Below are 16,800 nucleotides of genomic sequence, written 5' to 3' on the forward strand. Positions count from 1 at the left end.
CCGATTGCACTTGATCCGCGAACGGCTTAGGTTAATTTCATGGAGTGGGATAAATTCCCACGGGTAATATTGTCAATGCCACGCTTTTTCATCGACCTCCACGACGGAGCCAATTTCGTCAAGGACAAGGTCGGATTCGAATTGTCCGACGAGGATGCGGTGCGCACGAAGCTCGTGCGCATCATGGCCAAGATCGCGCAGGAATTCAGCGTCGAGACCGAGCGACAGGACTACCTGGCGATCGTGCGGGGCGAAGAGGCGCAGGTCCTGTTCCGGGCCCATCTCTCGCTCGATATCGAGCGGGTCGACGGCGCGGTCGAGGTCATTCCGGACGAAGCCTGACGACGTCCGACCGACGCGCGGTGATTTTCGTCCCAGCACGTCCTCCTCGGAAGCCGATTTCTCGGTGGCGGTGGGGACTCGGACGATCGTCCTGCACCGGTATCGCGGAGCCGTCAGTGCCCCTGCGGCCTTACGGAAAGACTTTCGGGGAGGGCGCCCGGCGGTCTCAGCGTCCGTAGATATCCTCGACGCGGATGATGTCGTCCTCGCCGGTGTAGGAGCCGACCTGGACCTCGATCAGTTCCAGGGGGATCCTGCCCGGGTTGGTCAGGCGGTGCATCGAGCCGATCGGCAGGTAGATCGCCTCGTTCTCGTGCACCAGCACCACCGACTCGTTCAGCGTGACCTCCGCCGTGCCCTTGACCACGACCCAGTGCTCGGCTCGGTGGAAGTGCTTCTGCAGCGACAGCCGCCCGCCCGGCGTTACCATGATCCGCTTGACCTGGAAGCGCTCGCCCAGGTCGATCCGCTGGTACCAGCCCCAGGGCCGGTACATCCGCCGATGGGCGTCCGCCTCCGGGTGGCCCTGCGCGCGCAGGCGCGTGACCAGGTCCTTGACCTCGCCCGATCGCGCCTTCGAGGTCACCAGCACGGCGTCGGGGGTCGTGACCACGACGACGTCGTCGAGCCCCACCACCGTCGTCAGGTGCTCGCCCTCGCTGTGGATCAGGCTGCCATGGGTGTCGATGGTCTCGACCCGGCCCCGGACGGCGTTGCCGTCGGCATCGTGCGCCAGCACCGCCCAGACCGCGTCCCAGGTGCCGACATCCGACCACGCGAAAGACACCGGACGGACGCCGGCATGCCGGGTCCGCTCCATCACGGCGTAATCGATCGAGGTCTTGGGCGCCCGGCCGAAGGCCTCCGCGTCGAGGCGCACGAAGTCGAGGTCGGTCACGGCCGCATCGAGGGCCGCCCGGGTGGCCGCCAGGATCTCCGGGGCGTGGGCTTCGAGCTCGGCCAGCATCACGTCGGCGCGGAACAGGAAGTAGCCCGAGTTCCAGAGGGCGCCCTCCTCGATCAGCCGTAGGGCGCCGGCGTGATCGGGCTTCTCCACGAAGCGCTCGACCGCGTGGTTGCCCGCGCCGCCCGAAAGGGCTGCGCCGACGCGGATGTAGCCATAGCCGGTGGCGGGGGCGGTCGGCGTGATCCCGAGGGTCATGATCGCCCCGGCCCTGGCGCCGGCCGCGGCGGCCTTGGCAGCGGCCACGAAGGCGAGGGTGTCGCCGATGACGTGGTCGGCGGCCATGATCAGCACGACGCTCTCGGGGTCGCGCCGGGCCGCGTGCAGGGTGGCGACCGCCACCGCTGCGGCGGAGTCGCGCCGCTCGGGCTCGAGGATGATGTCGGCCGCGATGCCCGCCTGCTGCAGCTGCTCGGCGACGATGAAGCGTGCATCGCTGCTGGTCAGCACGGTGGGGCGGGCGAACACGCCGGTATCACTCAGGCGCTGGGCGGTGGCCTGGAAGGTCGAGGTCTTGGGGTCCACGAGCGGCGTGAACTGCTTGGGCATGCTCTCGCGCGAGGCCGGCCACAGCCGCGTGCCCGAACCGCCGCAGAGAATGATCGGATGGATCAAAGCGTCGGCAGACTCGGACATTCTCGCGTTCGCCTCGTCGGGAGCTAAGCGCATCGAGCCGGCCGACCCGCCGCAATCCGCATTCCAACCTGATCGTCACCTAACAGGTTACACCTCCCCCCACCAGTCCGGACGCGCCGGCGACGATGGCCACCTATCCGGTAACCTTAAGGCAGACCTGGTTTTTTTGCTGTGGGGCGGACGCAAGCTAAAGCGTTGTAGAGACCCGGAAGCCGGGCTTCAGCGTCGCGGTTTCACCGGCTTGCGGGTCGCCGGCTGCGGTCGCCCGATCGGCTTGCGGGGCGTCTGCGCGGCCAGGGCCGCGCGTGCGATGTCCTGAGGACGCGGCGCTCCGCTCGCGATCCGCTTCAGGGCTTCCGCCATCTCTTCGATCATCTGGGCCGATTCACCCTCCAGGGTCTCCTCGGCCCTGATCCCGTTCAGTTCCGGGGCGATCTCCTCGGCCGCCTCGCGCAATTCATCGACGAGTTCGGCGGGCGACCAGCGGGGGTAGGACGTTTGCGGCATGCCGCATCATGCCAGGGCGCCCTGGCTCCGACAACGGCCGACGCTGCCGGTCGGGTGTCGGAATCGCGTAGGTCGCCCGCCGATCGGCGACCGAACACCCCACTGCAGCGGCGGCTGGACGCGGTCTCTGCCTGCCATGGACCTCAGCGGCCGCCCGGTCCCCCATTGGCGCTGCCGTTGGGGAAGGCTTGCTCCGGCCGGCTCGCATTGCCCCCCGCGGCCGAGTTCGTGGTCACGGTATCGGCGCCCGTGGCCCCGTACGAGATGACCAGATCGCGGCTGTTGCCGGTGGTGTTGGGCTGGTTCTGGATAATGACGCCGCGACGGTCGTGCGGGGTCAGCCCCCCCTGCGCCTGCACCGATGACGTCATCACGATCGCGAGCGCACCCGCGCTTAACAGGGGAGCGGACATCTTCATGGGAAAACCCCGAGGGTTAGGTCTGACGCTTCAACCTGCATGGGCAGGGGGCTGTTCCTGTGACGAAGCCGCGCCCCCGGGCGGGGATCCATGCAGTGCGATCGCTTTCCCGCCCGGCGTGGGCGCACGCCGTACGCCGTACGCTGGCACGGTTCGGAGGCGGCAAGACGTCTGAGAACAACCGACCACAGAGCCGATCCGCGCATTCCGTTCGGCCAACGGCGGCGTCCGGAAGCACCGAGATGAAATCCGATGGGACCGGCCTCGTCTCCGCGCCGATCACCGGGGAGCCGGATGGCGAGCGGGGGGTCGGCATCACGGCGGGCTGGGGCTGGGCGGGGCGGTTCCGCTCTGGGGCGGCGAGGTGGCAAAACTCACCCCCGGCATCACCCAGGGCGGCAGCGTCCGGGCCTCCACGCTGCCGAAGACCGTCGTCGCGCGTCGAACGGTCGGATTTCGGGCGGGGAAGGCCTGCGCCCGCACCACGAGGCGGGCCGCCGGCCGGCGGCCCGAACGCAAACCTCAGTCCGGGATCTCGGCTGCGCGCGTCGGCTCGCGCTGCGGATTGCCGTTCTGTCGCTGCCGGAAGGCGTAGAGAGCGGGATAGGTCCGCAGGCGGGCCCGCATCAGTGAGCCCAGCGGGCGGTGCGCCGCCAGACTGTGTCCGGGGCGAAACGACATCACGTCGTTCATGAAGGTCCTGCGCGCCGCGCCCATGGCCTCCTGCCGGGGGAGCACGAGGCGGGCCACCGGCCGATACGGGCTCTCCGCCTCCGGCCACGGCACGGAAGCATCCTCCACCGGCATCGTCGCGAGGTCCGTACAGAGCTGAACCCGGATCTCGAAGGCGGCCTCCTGCTCTTGGAAATACACCACGGTGGCGTCCCGGAAGACGTCCGGATTGCGGGTATCCAACGGGTCCCGGCTCAAGCCGTCCTGCCCGGACGAAACTGGTACGGCGACGATCTTGGCGATGTAGTCGCCGTAGCGCAGGGCGGCCTGCGAGTAGTAGCAGTCGGTCAGCGGATGGCGGGCCGAGTGGCCGAAGAAATCCAGGAGGGGACTGTCGCCGCCGGTCACGGCCTTCACCATACTGTTGAGGGCGCCTGCCGTCGCCGACACGGCCGCCTTCATCCCGTCGGGCACGCTTCCACCCGCGCCGGCCTCCAATCCCTTCATGGCACCGAGAAAGCTCGCGGCCGTGCCGTTGGGGAAGACCGGCCCCGTGGCGAGGACGAAATCCTGCGTGTCGGCGTCATGGTCCGGCAGTGTCTCGCCCTGCACACCGAACACCTTGATCGCCATGCCGCGGTGGGTGTGCACCTTGTCCGGCAGGTGTTCGCCCGGCCCCTGGGCAAGACGAACGGCAACTTCGTAGCCGCCCGGTTTCGCGAAGACGCCCTGACGCAACTCCGGTGGGAGATCGTCGCGCACCTGCAGCGTGCCCTTCAGGAAGGCCGACGCCTTGGCGTGGGATGCCCGGACCGCACGGTGTTCGCGCGCCTGGACCTTCTCGCTCGCGTGAGTCATCGCCGCGATGATCTTGGCGATCGTCGCGTCCTCGTCAGGCGCCCTCACTTCGATGCTGTCGCTGTAGCGCAGGGGTGGGCGGGTCTCGGCCATACCGAAGTCCTATCTGGGTGCGTGTCCAAGCGAACCTCGGCACTCGGCCCGGGTTTCCGGCCGTGACGCCGGGCCCGCCTCACAATCGCGGCACCCGATGTCTCCGGCATCCGCGGAAGGTCCGACGATGTCGAGCAGCCTGCCGGACGGGACCCCGGCGCGGGGCCGGTCATGTCTTCCCGAGGAATCCCGGGAACACCCGGGGAGGCGCTGCGCTTCTCGGATCGGACAGGTCGGAACGGTCCGACGGACGACGGAGGCTTCGAAGTCATGCCCAGGCACGCCCCCCTCATCGCAGGCGCGATCCTGATCGGCCTCGCGGGCTCCGCAGCGGCCGCGGACGGTTCGGACAAGGCCGGTGAAAGGCCCCGGTCGGGGTCGGACGCCCCGGTGGGCTCCGGGACGACGAGCGTCGAAGCCGGCGGGCTGACCGGCTCCGGGGCGATCGAGGAGGGCAGCCACCGGGCCGGCCCAGATGCAGCCTCGGACAAGGAGCCCCCGTCGTCGCGCCCCGGCGCCCCGGGGGCGCCGGCCGCCGGAACCACCCGATAGCGGGGATCCGGCAGCGAACGAGCCTACTGGCTCCGGCGTCCGAACGAGACGGCGTAGGCCTGGACCCGCGCGTCGATCAGGGGATCGTCCGAGACCTCGACGCCGTCCGTGAGCGCGTTCGGCATGAACAGCAGCGCCTTCTCGGCCTCGGCGCTGTCGGGCACGACCTTGGAGACGGTGAGGACTCCCAGGTCGACGATTCTCCGGTCCTCGGGCCAGGGCTTGGTGGCGTCGTTGGTCGGGTCGCCCGGCGCGGCGAGCTGCGCCTGAACGGTGAAGCGCGCCGGCTCCTTCGCGATGCGAGGACCGATCTCCGCCATCAGGTAATCCGGTTCGCGCTTGGCCGCGTCCTCGGGCGAGAGGATGTCCTCGCCCTGAACCGGCACGAAGCGGAAGCGGAACGGTTGGCGCTTGCCGTCCTTGTCGACGAAGACGAAGGCGTTCACGCCGTTATAGGTCTGTCGCGCCAGGCTCGACGGGGTCTTGGCCGTGCCGCCGGCCGTGGCTGCGGCCGGATGGGCGGCGGTGAACCGCTCGAGCGCGGTCGGGTGCGCCGCGTCCGAACCGCTGTCGGCGACGGCCTGGAGCAGGTCGCGGAACGCCTCACCGGTCGCGACCGGGAAGTACTTGAGCGCGTTCAGGACGACGTCCATCTCCGAGCCGTCCACGAGCTTGAACTTCAGCGACATCCCGTGCGGATTGGCGTTCTTCGAGCCGTCGGGGATCGTCGGCACGCCGGTCGCATCCGAGAACCGGATCGTCACCGGGACGGGCGGCCCCTGGAACAGCGACGCCTTGCTGATCCCCGCGGCCTCGGCCGAAGGGGTGAAGCTGCCTTCCGCCACCACGCCCTTGGCATGGTTGGCGCGCTTGCCCGGATGCGACCCGAACAGCTTGTTCATGACGTTGATGGTCTGCTCGGCGGTCGTCGCCTCCTCGGCGAAGACCGGCGTTACCGTGACGACAGCAAAGGCGACACCGGCCGCGAGGGTGTACTTGATGCTCGATGGACGCATGACGATCCTCAGGGGAGCGTCGACGCTGGACGCGTCGACCGGCTGGGCTTGGAGTCGTTCTTAAGCGCGAACGACGACGGTCGACAATGCCGGGATTGCTACGCGATCCGGACCCGGCCGGCCCATCACCATCGCGTCACGAAGACATGGTCTCGACAGGGGCCGAGCCCGCTGCCACCATCGGATTCCGGCCCGGGACCTCCACCCTTGCGTGGATCCCGCCCCCTGCAGGGCCGGTGCGTCGCGCCGGCGAGACGAACAGGTTCAGAATGCGTGTATCGGCCTCCCGCGCGGTGATCGTTCAACCCGGTGGCGGCTTCGACGCCGTCGGCTTCGGCGAGCGACCGGTTCCGGAACCCGGCCCCGGCGAGATCACCGTCCGCCTGCGGGCGAGTTCTCTCAACTATCACGACTACGCCGTGGTGAGCGGCATGTGGGGCCCGAGCGAAGCGCGCGTGCCGATGTCGGATGGGGCCGGTGAGGTCGAAGCCGTGGGTCCGGGGGTCGACGCCTTCGTGGTCGGCGACCGCGTGGTCAGCACCTTCTTTCCGACCTGGACGGAAGGAAGCCCCCAGGTCGAGGGATTCGCGACCGTGCCGGGCGACGGCATCGACGGGTATGCCCGCGAGCGCGTCACCGCCTCCGCGATGGCGTTCACCCACGCGCCGCGGGGATGGGACCATGCCGAGGCGGCGACCCTGACGACGGCCGCGCTCACGGCCTGGCGGGCCCTGCACGGGGATGCGGGCCTGAAGAGCGGCGACGTCGTCCTGGTTCAGGGCACCGGAGGCGTCTCGCTCTTCGCCCTGCAATTCGCCAAGGCCGCCGGCGCCACCGTGGTCGCCACCTCGTCGAGCGCGGAGAAGCTTGAGCGCCTGCGCGCCCTGGGGGCGGACCACGTCCTGAATTACCGGTCCGACACCAGCTGGGGTGAAACGGCCCGACGCCTGACTGACGGGCGCGGAGTCGACCACGTCCTCGACGTCGGGGGTCCGGCGACCCTGGAGCAGTCGATGGCCGCCGTGCGGGTGGGCGGGCACATCTCGGTGATCGGCATCCTGACCGGTGTTGCCGGCCCACTCCCCCTGGTACCGGCCCTGCTTCGGCAGATCCGCCTCCAGGGCGTGCTCGTCGGCAGTCGACGCCAGCAGATCGAGATGGTCCGGGGCATCGAGGCCTGCGGGCTGCGTCCGATCGTCGACCGCCGCTATCCCCTGGCGGATCTCGTCGCGGCGTTCCGGCACCAGGAAAGCAACCGGCACTTCGGCAAGATCTGTATCGAGATCTGATCCGCCGCCGCGCGCCTCAGCCGACCCGGAACAGGAGGGCGACGGCCGCCACGGCTATGACCGCGAAGGTCGCGAGGATCCCGCCCCCGCGGCAGGCGAATTGGCGTGGCGAATTCTTCGGGGCGAACATCCCGAACGGGTGCAGCACCCGCGCCACCAGCAAAGCGATCAGGAGGCTGCGGACCAGGGTCGGGCTCCCCCCGCCCGCTTCCAGCAGAGCGACGAGGATCAGCGCCAGCGGCACGTACTCCCCGAAATTGCCCTGCGCGCGGATGCGCTTCTCCAGGTTCGGATTCCCACCGTCCCCATGCAGGACGTCCGCCGACAGGCGGCCCGCAACGACCCAGGACGAGAGGCCGACATAGAGAAGGGCGAACGCGGCCGCGTAGAAAGCCGTGAGGGCAGGATAGATCACGGGGTCACTCCGGTAGGGCGGATCTCGATGGCGTGCGCGGACAGGGTCGACGGCAGGACGTTTGAACCCAAGCTCAGCGGGGACCCTGGGCGGTGCGGCTCGGATCGTCGGCCGGGTCGATGTAGTTCAGACCGAAGGGGCCGGTCCCGTTGACCTGCAGTTCCACGGGCTCGCTCGTGGTCCAGAGGGCGTGCGGCATGTCCTGCGGCAGGTAGACGAAGCCGCCGGCGCGCAGCGGTTTGCCGGCGCTCTTGTCCAGCGTCGCACCGTGCTGATGGTAGATGGAGCCGGCCAGGATAGTCAGTGTTTCGGCCTGCGCATGCGTGTGCGGGGCGATCACGGTCTCGGCGGGAAACTTGATGCGAAGCACGAAGGGCCCGGGCTTGGCCGGATCACCCGCCACCCGGCTGATCTGCGTGCCCTTGGGCAGGTTCGCCGGACCGGCCTCGTAGACCACGCTGGCCGCGTCCGGAACGGTGACGCTGCCATGCTCCGCGTGGTCGCCCGCCGCCGCGACGGCCGTGCCCGCAACGGGGATCACCAGCAATGCGGCGGCGAGGGTTCGTGCGAGCGGGCTCATGGATGTCCTTGCTGCGAGAAGCGGGAGGAGGCGGTCTTGGGAAGACACCGGCCAATCCTCAATGCCCGGCGCCGGGCTCATGGATGGGACATCCATTGAAGCGCTGGCGAAACTCGGCCGAGTGCTTGTAGGGGGCGTTGCGGGCGCGATTGATGTTGCCAAGGGGCTGATGGGCGGCGAGGCCCGTCCAGATGCTGAAGCGCATCCCTTCGTCGACCGCCTGGACGCGCGACGGATCCCAGCTGTCCTGCGGCCGGACGGTGATCAGCCCGACGCGCCGGAACGGAGCTTCCACCTCGTCCCACTCCACCGTCGGATCCTCGACGGGCTGGCGCGCGAGGTCGCGGCAGAGCTGGACGCGGAACTCCCAGACGCCCTCGATGCCGCGCATCTCGGACTGCACCGTCTCGCGGATCGCATTGGGACGACCGGACGCGTCGATCTCGTTCCCGGTCAGCGCGGTGAGCGCCGGGGCAACCGGAGCGACCGAGAACTTGGCGATGTAGTCGCCGTACCGGAACGGAGTGACGCTGTAGTAGGTCTCGCCGAGCGGGTCGACGTTGGGTGCGCCGCCGAGGGACGCCAGCGTCGTGCTCTCGACGCCCACGGCCTGAAGCGCCTTGTTGACGCCCCGCAGCACCGTCGAGGCCGCGACCTTCAGGCCCTCGGCCCGGTCGGTGGTGCCGGCCAACAGCTTCAGGCTGCCGAGAAACTTCTGGGCGCTCGGGGCCTGGAAGACCTTACCGTTGACCATGATGAAGTTCTGGGTGGCGCCGTCGGCGCCGGCCAGGCGCTCGCCCTCGACGTCGAGCACCTTCAGCGCGAGACCCCGCGGCAGCGAGACGGCGTCGGGGAGGATATCGCCCGCGTTGGTGGACAGGCGCATGAAGACCTTGTGCGTCCCGGGGCGGGCGAACAGGCCCTGGGCGAGTTCTGCGGGCAGGGCGTCATCGATGCGGAGCTCGCCCTCCAGGATGCCGTGCGACTTGGCATGCACCGAACGCACCGCATGTCCGGAATCCTCGGCCACGGTCTGCAGGATCTTGTCGAAGGTCTGGTTGAGCTGCGCGATGGTCTCGTTCTCATCGGACGTCACCGTCTCGACATCGGGACTGTAGCGAACGGGGGCTTGCAAGGTCAGGAACTCCGGTCGGGATCGGCTTGCAGATGAACGGACCGGTCCGGTCTCCGTTCCGGGTTGGTCCCCTTCAACGCTCCGTGAACGCGCCGCCGAGGCGGCGTCAGGCGCCGATCCCGCCGGTCTCACGCGGGATGGCGGTCGTCCCAGAACCCGAACCGCCCGCGGAAGCCGGATCCCTCCGGTTCACGGTCTCGCGGAGGCTTCGGGGGAGACAGGCCCGGTCCAAATCGAGCGATCGCCGTTCTCGATCCCGGCTGCGGGTCCGACCCGGACGCCGTCCTGCCTCCGGCTCAGCGCGGCGCGTGGATGTCCTCACGGCTGCGGAGGAGACCGGGCGGAAGCCCGGGTCGCAGGTCGGCGGCCATCGCCCATTCCCAGAGTGCGCGGTCCAGATCCTGAAGGGTGACGCCGAAGCTTCGGGAGAAGTCACGGCAGAACGCGAGGTAGCGGAGGTAGAGGTCGAGCGGCAGAGACGCCTTCGCACCGATCTCGAGCGGTCCGCAGCCGAGGGCCTTGAGGCCCCGAGGGTCGATGACGGCGTAATGGTCCGGACGGATCGCGGCCAGGATCGCCGACGCAACGGGCCCGGCCACGCCGGAGAGACCGGTGAGGACCGACACGGCCACCCGCGGGGTCGTGGCGAGCAGCGCCGTCCGCAGGGCGTCGGCGACCTCCTCGTCGCTGTTCCTCCGTTGACGACTCCGGCCACGGTCGCTGACCTTCCAGGTCAGGATCGGGGCGAGGTTCTCACGCGTGCAGGCGCCGTGCCGGATGCGCGCGCCGGCGGCGAGGGCCGCCCGCTCCTTCGCGTCGATCCGATAGGCTGCCGCGAGGCGTGAAATCTCCAAGGGTGAGAATTGCAGGCGGAGCGGTCTTGCGGCGTCGCGCTCCGGGCGCGACCGTCCGACGGCACGCGTCGCTCGGAGGGCGAGGGCCAAGATCAGGTCTACGATCTGGAGGACACGGCGTCGCGGCGCCCAAAAGCCGCCTCGCGCGCGGCTGAAACCGCCACGAGGGCAGCACCTGTCGGAGTTTCGTGGTCGCGCCTCATGCCATCGAATCCCGTCATCCGCGGCAGCCCTAAGCGCGGGCACCCGTCGCAAATACGTAGAAAGATGTTACGATCGACGCAATATGATGCACGCATCCGATGATTCACCTCTCGCCATCGACCTCGCCCTAGGCGGCACGATCACCGTCGGGTCGCACCGCATCTCGGTCGCCGAGGCCGTCACGGTGCTCGACGCGATCGCGGAGACGGGCTCCGTCCAGGGCATCGCGACCGCGCTCGGCCTCTGCTACCGGGCGGCCTGGGAGCGTCTTCGTGCCCTCGAAGCCGGCCTCGGGCACCAGCTCGTGCAGAAGACGCGCGGGCACGGCAGCGCGCTGACGCCCACGGGTGTGCTGCTGCGCGAGTCCCTGGGAGCGGCCGCGGCCAGTCTCGCGGCGCCGATGGCCCGGGAAGCACGCGCCATCAGTGCCCACCTCGCGCCGGTCCTGACCGGGGCCGTGCGCCCCGTCACGCTGGTCGCCAGCCACGACCTGCTCATCATGGACGTCGCCGCGACTTGGCCGAAGCTCGCCCTGGCGATCGCCGGCAGCGAGGATGCCGTGGCGCGCCTGACCGAGGCCCGTGCCGATGCGGCCGGATTCCACTGCGGTGCCGTCGACTGGCCGACGGCCGGTCCCGCCTTCGCGGACCTCGCGGCCGATCCCGGTTTCCGGGTCAGGATTCTATTCGAGCGCGAGCAGGGATTGATGCTCGCGGCCGGCAATCCCCTCGGCATCCGCGGCGTGGACGACCTCGCCGCCGGAAATGCCCGGTACGTCAATCGCCAGAAGGGGTCGGGCACCCGGGTGTGGTTCGATCGGCTCCTGGCCCAGCACGACATTCCGGCCGACCGGATCCGGGGCTACGCCACCGAGGAATTCACGCATCAGGCGGTCGCCGCCGTGATTGCCTACGGCGCGGCCGATGCCGGGCTCGGTGCGCGGGCGGCGGCCGACCGGTTCGGACTCGATTTTCTATCCGTGGGCTGGGAGCGCTACTACCTCGCGACCGCCCAATCCCGGATCGACGCGACCTTCGACGCCCTCGCGGAGGCCCTGGCCGAGCGCGCGTGCCGGACATCCGGCTATCGTCCGCCCGAGACCGTGCGGGGCATCGGGCAAGGGACTGCCGTTCCCGGGGCGCCGCTTCCCTAATCCGGCAGGATCGGAGCGCAGACGGCATGCCCATGCCCCGGAAGCGGCACCACCGCCACGGCGACGCCGTAGATCCGCGCCAGGGTCTCGGGCGTGATCGTCGCGGCCGGAGTCCCGAGGGCGAGGAGTCGGCCCTCGTGCAGCAGGGCCACCCGGTCGGCGCACAGGAAGGCGTGGTCCGGGTCGTGCGTCGAGAGGACGACCGCGATACCCGATCGCGACAGGCGCCGGATCTGGCCGAGCACCCGGGCCTGGTTGCCGAAATCGAGGCTGGCGGTGGGCTCGTCCATCACGACGATCCGGGGTTCGCCGGCGAGCGCGCGGGCGATCAGCACCATCTGGCGCTCGCCGCCGCTGATCTCGGTGTAGATCCGTTCCGCGAGGTGCCCGATCTCCAGGGTTTCGAGAACTCGCTCGGCCACGGCGTGGTCGGCCGGGCCGGGGCTCGCGAAGGCGCCGAGCCGGCTCGCGCGCCCCATCAGGACGACGTCGCGCACCCGGAACGGAAAGAACCCGCCCTGCGCCTGGGGGACGTAGCCGAGGCTCGCCGCCAGCCGGCGCCGAGACCAACGGCCGAGCTCCTCCCCGTCGAGGCGGATGCGGCCGCCGAGGGGCGGAAGCAGGCCCAGGAGCGTCTTGAACAGCGTGGTCTTGCCGCCGCCATTTGGGCCCAGCAGGCACAGCACCTCCCCGGGCTCCACGGTGAGGGCGAGGCCGGCGCCGATGCGACGGCGCCCGTAGCCGAAGGCGAGATCCTCGACGCTGAGCATCAGGCCCAGCCCCGCCGGCCGCTGGCAAGGAGCCAGAGGAAGAACGGCGCGCCAATGAGGGCGGTCAGGATGCCGAGCGGCACCTCGATGGGGGCGATGGTGCGGGCCACGAGGTCGACGGCGAGCAGGTAGCCCGCGCCGAGAACCAGGGAAGCCGGCAGCAGGCGGCGGAAATCCGGGCCCACCAGCAGCCGGGCCACGTGCGGCACCAGGAGGCCGATCCAGCCGATCACCCCCGTCACCGACACCGAGGCGGCGGTGACCAGGGTGGCGGCGGCGATCAGGACCGGGCGCAGGACCCGGGTCTCGACCCCGAGGGCGCGCGCTTCCTCCTCGCCGAGACTCATCAGGTTCATGCGCCAGCGCAGGAGCACCAGGGGCGCCAGACCGAGGCCGATCGCCGGCAGGATCGCACCGACATCCCCCGACGTCACCGAAGCGAGGCTGCCGAGGAGCCAGTAGGTGATGGCCGGCAACTGGTTGTAGGGATCCGCCAGGACCTTCAGGAGCGCGATGGCCGAGCCCAGCACGGCCCCGATGGCGACACCGGCCAGGACCAGCGTCAGCACCGGATCCTGACCGCGCACCGCCGCGCCGACCGCGTAGACGGCGGCGACCGCGGCGAGGCCGCCGGCGAAGGCGAGCCCCTGGATCGCCGCCACGGGCAGGGACAGGAAGATGCCGAGCACCGCCCCGAGGCTCGCCCCCGCCGAGACCCCGAGAATGTCCGGCGAGACCAGGGGATTCCGGAACAGGCCCTGGTAGGTCGCCCCGGCCGCCGCGAGACTCGCCCCCACCACCAGGGCGGCGAGGACACGGGGCAGGCGGACCTGGAGGATGACGGTCTGCATTGCCGGGTCGGCCCGCGCGGGCAGGCCGACGAGCCGGGCCCCGAGGATCTCGACCACGTCGCCGAGGGGAACGGCGAAGCGCCCGGTGGCCAGCGCCAGCACCACCAGGGCGAGGAGCCCCAGCATCAGCGCCAGGACGGGCCAGATCCGCGCCCATCGCCGGCGTTCCGCCTTCTCCGGCAGGGCGAGGGCCTCCGTGTCCGGCGTCATGGCTTTGGACCGGGCGCGGCGCCCGAGAGCAGCGCCGCCACCTGCCCGTCCTCGAGATCCACATGGTAGAAGCGCCGGTAGAAGTCCCGCGTCGCCGCTTTCAGGCCGGTCGGGAACAGGTCCGGGTAGAGCACCTGCGCCAGCCAGCGGATGCCGATCAGGCGATTGGCCCCGGGCGGTGCATCGAACCAGCCGAAGGGCAGGGCCGGCACCTGGTAGACCCGGCCCGCGCGGACGGCCCGGAGGCCGGACCAGAGCGGGTCTTGCGCGATCCCACGCCGGAAGCCGGCATCCTGGGTGAGGATCACGTCCGGGTCCCAGGCCAGCACCTGTTCCGGCGAGACGGTGGCGATCCCGCCGGGGCCGGCGGCGGCCGCAACGTTCCGGGCTCCGACCACGCCGAGGAGCTCGACGTTGATCGACCCGCCGAGGCCGGTCTCGAGCCCCTTCGGCCCGCGGGCGTAGTAGACGCGCGGGCGCCGCGCCTCCGACACCGTCGCGATCACCCGGGCCACATCCGCCATCGCGGCCTCGGACGCACCCGCGAGGTCCGCCGCCGCCGATTCCAGGCCGAGGAGGGCGCCGAGGCGCCGATAGCTCTCCGCGGTCTTCTCGAAATGCCCGTCGAGGAGCACGTAGGGAATCCCGGTCTGGGCCTGGACCCGATCGGCGAGGGACACGTAGGTCGGCGCGGTGCTGCCGACATCGAGGATGAGATCGGGCTTGAGGCCGAGGACCGCCTCGACGTTCGCAGTCCCGCCGCGCCCGGTCAGGCGCCCCGTGACGGGCAGGTCGCGGGTCGCGGGAGCGAGAAAGGGCTTCTCCTCCGGGGTCGGGCTGCGGATCCAGCCGACCATCCGGTCCGGCGCCAGGGTGTAGAGCAGGACGGAGGCCGGCGGGCCGGCCGCCAGGATTCGGGCGGGGCGCTCGGGCACCGCGACGGTCCGGCCGGCGGCATCGGTGAAGGGCCGTGCGTCGAGGGGGCCGCCGAGACCGAGCCCCGCCAGCAAGGGAACGAGGCGAAGGGTGGCGTGACGCGCACGGCGCAGACCGCCATGCGGACGTGGAAACGGTGCCGTGTTCACAGGAGAACGATCCCCAGACGAGCGGGTGTCCGCGTCAGTGTAGTGGGTCCGGCAGCCGGCGCCTACGGACGGGATGTCCGGGCCGGTGCGGGCCGCAGAGCGCCGATGCGGCGCAGACGGGACGACAGGCGCTACGCCGCACGGGATCGCTCGGCGTTGCAGGAGGGCAAGAGAGACAAGGTCACGACCGGGCCTTTCGTCCGCAGGGGAATCGGTGCCGCGGACCCACGCAGCTGCGCCGCGATCGTCCGGCTCGCCCGGAACGAGACGATGCGCTTCTCGCCCACCAGGACCGGGGCGCCGGACGCCAGGTTTCGCCCCGGGCGCGGCGCCCGGGGGACGGCCGAGAAGACGCCGAGCCCCCGCAATTCGACCCGGTCGTCCGCAGCCAGGGCTTCGGCGATCCGTGCCAGGATGGCGTTCACCACGGCGTCCGCCTCCGCGGCTCCGAGATGCGGGTGTTGCTCGCACGTGCGGGCGATCAGACCGGACTTGATCATGGTGGGAACTCAGCACCTGCGAGTGATCGAGAGGAGGGAGAAGTTTCGCGTCTTCTCGCACCGGACGCAGAGGCCGGTTTCCGCCCCAGCAGGGTCTTCCGGCTCGATGGATCCGGGCGCCGTGCGCTCGCGTGTCATCGGAGACTGTTCTCACGAACGTCGACGGCGCAGGCCCGCGACGCGTCCGCCTTCCCGATCCGCTCATCCAGGGTCCGCGCCAGCTGTCGCGCGATGCCCACCAGCGCGGCGACCATCGGCGTCGCCGGTTCGCGTTGCGGCACGACGAGGCCGATCGTGTGCTCGATCTCCGGCTCGACGATCGGGATCGTCCGCAGACCCGGCATCGGCCCGAGGGCGTCGGCCAGCGCGGCCGGCATGATGCTCGACCAGTGCAGGGTGCGCACATGGCTCATCAGGACGATCATCGAATTCGACTCGAGGGTCGGCGCAGGGTCGCTCCCCGAGGCCCGAAGCTGCTGATCGACGATGCGCCGGTTCTGCATGTCGGGCGTCAGCAGGCAGAGCGGCGTCCGGCTGACTTCGGACCAGGTGATGCTGGTGCGCCCGTCGTGCTGGCCGCCGGCCGCGGTGAGAAGCTGGTAGCGCTCCTTAAAGAGCGGGATCGTCGTGACCCGGCTCAGCGGCTCATGGTCGAGATAGGTGAGACCGGCATCCGCCACGAGGTTCTCGATCAGGTCGAGGATGGTCGCCGACGTCGCTGACAGGACGCTGAGGCGGACGTCCGGATAGCGGAGATGATACGGGGTGGTCAGCGCGGAGATCATCGGAAGGACGGTCGGGATCGCGGCGATCCGCAGGTGTCCCGCCGGTCCCCGGCGCAGGGTCGCGACATCCTCGCGCATCGCGCGCGCATCGGCGACGATCCGCCGGGCCCAGGCCAGAACCCGTTCGCCCTCGGGCGTGAATCCCTGAAACCGGGAGCCGCGCTGCACCAGCCGGGTCCCGAGTTGGTTTTCCAGGCTCTTCACACCGGCCGACAGCGTCTGCTGCGTCACGCAGCACGCATCCGCGGCGCGCCCGAAATGGTGCTCCCGCGACAGGGCGAGGAGAAGGTCGAGTTTGTCGATCACGGGTCCGGGAGAGGAAGCATGGCGCCGTCAGGCCCCGAGACGAACGGTGGTATACATCCAATGCGATCAGCTCAATAAGTCGTAGACTTCCATTGGCCTTGTGAGTTAGGGCCTGGCTCATGGCGGGATCGGACGTACGCGGCCCCGACCCGGTGGCGGGCCGCGAAGAACCCGCCACGGCTGGCGTTGGAAGGGTCCAGAGTTGGTGCTGACGGATTTGGCCAAGACGAGGGGTGACTGATCGGCGCCTCGAGTCGGCGCCTCGAGAGGATCGATCTCAGGACGCCACAGAGATCTACGCGTGGCCCCGTCCAGCATCGCGGCCCTGGCATCGCGTCCAACGGACGAGATAATCGAACCGGCATTCCCGATCAGGCGCTGCGGGCGCCCCGATCGATGCCCAATCTTGCGACGGACGACGCATGACCGCTCGGCTGGGACCGATCGAGCGGGACCGACGCCCCGCAAGGCCCGGCGCGCCTGGACCAGTCTCGTCCTCGAAATCCCGCCCACGGATGCCGATGCCCTGCTCGCCGCCTGGACGGACGACACGGAGATCATGAAGCGCCAGCCCGGATTCGTCTCGGCACCGCAGCATCGCGGG

At 70.2% G+C, this 16,800-nt stretch carries 18 protein-coding genes and 1 pseudogene; 5 read left to right on the plus strand and 14 right to left on the minus strand.

Annotated elements, in window-relative coordinates:
• The first annotated feature begins 75 nt into the window (after nt 1–75).
• Nucleotides 76–342 carry a hypothetical protein gene (locus ASG51_RS01885; RefSeq protein ID WP_056211408.1) on the plus strand — a complete coding sequence of 89 codons (267 nt, stop codon included), beginning with the start codon at nt 76–78 and terminating at the stop codon, nt 340–342.
• Between the two features lie 166 nt (nt 343–508).
• On the opposite strand, the gene ASG51_RS01890 is transcribed toward ASG51_RS01885, so the two are convergent.
• The 3 genes from ASG51_RS01890 to ASG51_RS01900 all read right to left on the minus strand — a co-directional run bounded on the left by ASG51_RS01890 (nt 509) and on the right by ASG51_RS01900 (nt 2,820).
• Nucleotides 509–1,942: a mannose-1-phosphate guanylyltransferase/mannose-6-phosphate isomerase gene (locus ASG51_RS01890; RefSeq protein ID WP_056378658.1), complete on the minus strand. Its 1,434-nt coding sequence runs from the start codon at nt 1,940–1,942 to the stop codon at nt 509–511.
• 219 nt (nt 1,943–2,161) lie between these two features.
• Nucleotides 2,162–2,449 carry a hypothetical protein gene (locus tag ASG51_RS01895; protein WP_056378659.1) on the minus strand — a complete coding sequence of 96 codons (288 nt, stop codon included), beginning with the start codon at nt 2,447–2,449 and terminating at the stop codon, nt 2,162–2,164.
• A 143-nt stretch (nt 2,450–2,592) separates the two neighbouring features.
• Nucleotides 2,593–2,820 (minus strand): hypothetical protein, encoded by a 228-nt coding sequence (locus tag ASG51_RS01900; protein WP_056378943.1) that lies wholly within the window; start codon nt 2,818–2,820, stop codon nt 2,593–2,595.
• Nucleotides 2,821–3,122: 302 nt separating this feature from the next.
• On the opposite strand from ASG51_RS01900, the pseudogene ASG51_RS25305 reads away from it, so the two are divergent.
• A pseudogene (locus tag ASG51_RS25305) lies at nt 3,123–3,310 on the plus strand (PQQ-dependent dehydrogenase, methanol/ethanol family); the annotation flags it as partial.
• Nucleotides 3,311–3,390: 80 nt separating this feature from the next.
• Here the strand turns inward: ASG51_RS25305 and ASG51_RS01905 are convergent.
• Complete coding sequence (locus tag ASG51_RS01905; RefSeq protein ID WP_056378661.1) at nt 3,391–4,491, minus strand: catalase family protein; 1,101 nt, start codon at nt 4,489–4,491, stop codon at nt 3,391–3,393.
• Between the two features lie 270 nt (nt 4,492–4,761).
• Between ASG51_RS01905 and ASG51_RS01910 the strand changes: the two genes are divergently transcribed.
• Nucleotides 4,762–5,043 carry a hypothetical protein gene (locus ASG51_RS01910; protein ID WP_056378663.1) on the plus strand — a complete coding sequence of 94 codons (282 nt, stop codon included), beginning with the start codon at nt 4,762–4,764 and terminating at the stop codon, nt 5,041–5,043.
• A gap of 23 nt (nt 5,044–5,066) precedes the next feature.
• Here ASG51_RS01910 and ASG51_RS01915 read toward each other — a convergent pair whose 3' ends face one another.
• Nucleotides 5,067–6,059: a catalase family peroxidase gene (locus ASG51_RS01915; protein WP_056378664.1), complete on the minus strand. Its 993-nt coding sequence runs from the start codon at nt 6,057–6,059 to the stop codon at nt 5,067–5,069.
• Between the two features lie 269 nt (nt 6,060–6,328).
• On the opposite strand from ASG51_RS01915, the gene ASG51_RS01920 reads away from it, so the two are divergent.
• Nucleotides 6,329–7,348: an NAD(P)-dependent alcohol dehydrogenase gene (locus tag ASG51_RS01920; RefSeq protein WP_056378666.1), complete on the plus strand. Its 1,020-nt coding sequence runs from the start codon at nt 6,329–6,331 to the stop codon at nt 7,346–7,348.
• A gap of 16 nt (nt 7,349–7,364) precedes the next feature.
• On the opposite strand, the gene ASG51_RS01925 is transcribed toward ASG51_RS01920, so the two are convergent.
• The 4 genes from ASG51_RS01925 to ASG51_RS01940 form a co-directional block, all read right to left on the minus strand.
• Nucleotides 7,365–7,763, minus strand: a complete 399-nt coding sequence (locus ASG51_RS01925) for an MAPEG family protein (RefSeq protein ID WP_056354269.1) — start codon at nt 7,761–7,763, stop codon at nt 7,365–7,367.
• A 73-nt stretch (nt 7,764–7,836) separates the two neighbouring features.
• Nucleotides 7,837–8,343 (minus strand): cupin domain-containing protein, encoded by a 507-nt coding sequence (locus ASG51_RS01930; RefSeq protein WP_056378668.1) that lies wholly within the window; start codon nt 8,341–8,343, stop codon nt 7,837–7,839.
• 58 nt (nt 8,344–8,401) lie between these two features.
• Nucleotides 8,402–9,478 carry a catalase family protein gene (locus ASG51_RS01935; protein WP_056378670.1) on the minus strand — a complete coding sequence of 359 codons (1,077 nt, stop codon included), beginning with the start codon at nt 9,476–9,478 and terminating at the stop codon, nt 8,402–8,404.
• 296 nt (nt 9,479–9,774) lie between these two features.
• Nucleotides 9,775–10,332 carry a hypothetical protein gene (locus ASG51_RS01940; RefSeq protein WP_056378672.1) on the minus strand — a complete coding sequence of 186 codons (558 nt, stop codon included), beginning with the start codon at nt 10,330–10,332 and terminating at the stop codon, nt 9,775–9,777.
• 286 nt (nt 10,333–10,618) lie between these two features.
• Between ASG51_RS01940 and ASG51_RS01945 the strand changes: the two genes are divergently transcribed.
• Nucleotides 10,619–11,689, plus strand: a complete 1,071-nt coding sequence (locus ASG51_RS01945) for a substrate-binding domain-containing protein (protein WP_056378674.1) — start codon at nt 10,619–10,621, stop codon at nt 11,687–11,689.
• Here ASG51_RS01945 and ASG51_RS01950 read toward each other — a convergent pair.
• The 5 genes from ASG51_RS01950 to ASG51_RS01970 all read right to left on the minus strand — a co-directional run bounded on the left by ASG51_RS01950 (nt 11,686) and on the right by ASG51_RS01970 (nt 16,196).
• A complete protein-coding gene (locus ASG51_RS01950) occupies nt 11,686–12,462 on the minus strand; it encodes an ABC transporter ATP-binding protein (protein WP_056378944.1) in 777 nt (258 codons plus the stop codon). The genes ASG51_RS01945 and ASG51_RS01950 overlap by 4 nt on opposite strands.
• Nucleotides 12,459–13,520: an iron ABC transporter permease gene (locus ASG51_RS01955; protein ID WP_056378676.1), complete on the minus strand. Its 1,062-nt coding sequence runs from the start codon at nt 13,518–13,520 to the stop codon at nt 12,459–12,461. Before ASG51_RS01955 ends, ASG51_RS01950 begins: the two co-directional genes overlap by 4 nt.
• Nucleotides 13,517–14,530, minus strand: a complete 1,014-nt coding sequence (locus ASG51_RS01960) for an iron ABC transporter substrate-binding protein (protein ID WP_156389545.1) — start codon at nt 14,528–14,530, stop codon at nt 13,517–13,519. Before ASG51_RS01960 ends, ASG51_RS01955 begins: the two co-directional genes overlap by 4 nt.
• A gap of 206 nt (nt 14,531–14,736) precedes the next feature.
• Nucleotides 14,737–15,105, minus strand: a complete 369-nt coding sequence (locus ASG51_RS01965; RefSeq protein ID WP_082513823.1) for an HU family DNA-binding protein — start codon at nt 15,103–15,105, stop codon at nt 14,737–14,739.
• Between the two features lie 134 nt (nt 15,106–15,239).
• On the minus strand, nt 15,240–16,196 hold the full coding sequence (locus tag ASG51_RS01970; protein ID WP_056378678.1) for a LysR family transcriptional regulator: 957 nt from the start codon (nt 16,194–16,196) through the stop codon (nt 15,240–15,242).
• Nucleotides 16,197–16,800: the final 604 nt, after the last annotated feature.

The organism is Methylobacterium sp. Leaf465 (genome assembly GCF_001424705.1).
Taxonomy (GTDB): Bacteria; Pseudomonadota; Alphaproteobacteria; order Rhizobiales; family Beijerinckiaceae; genus Methylobacterium.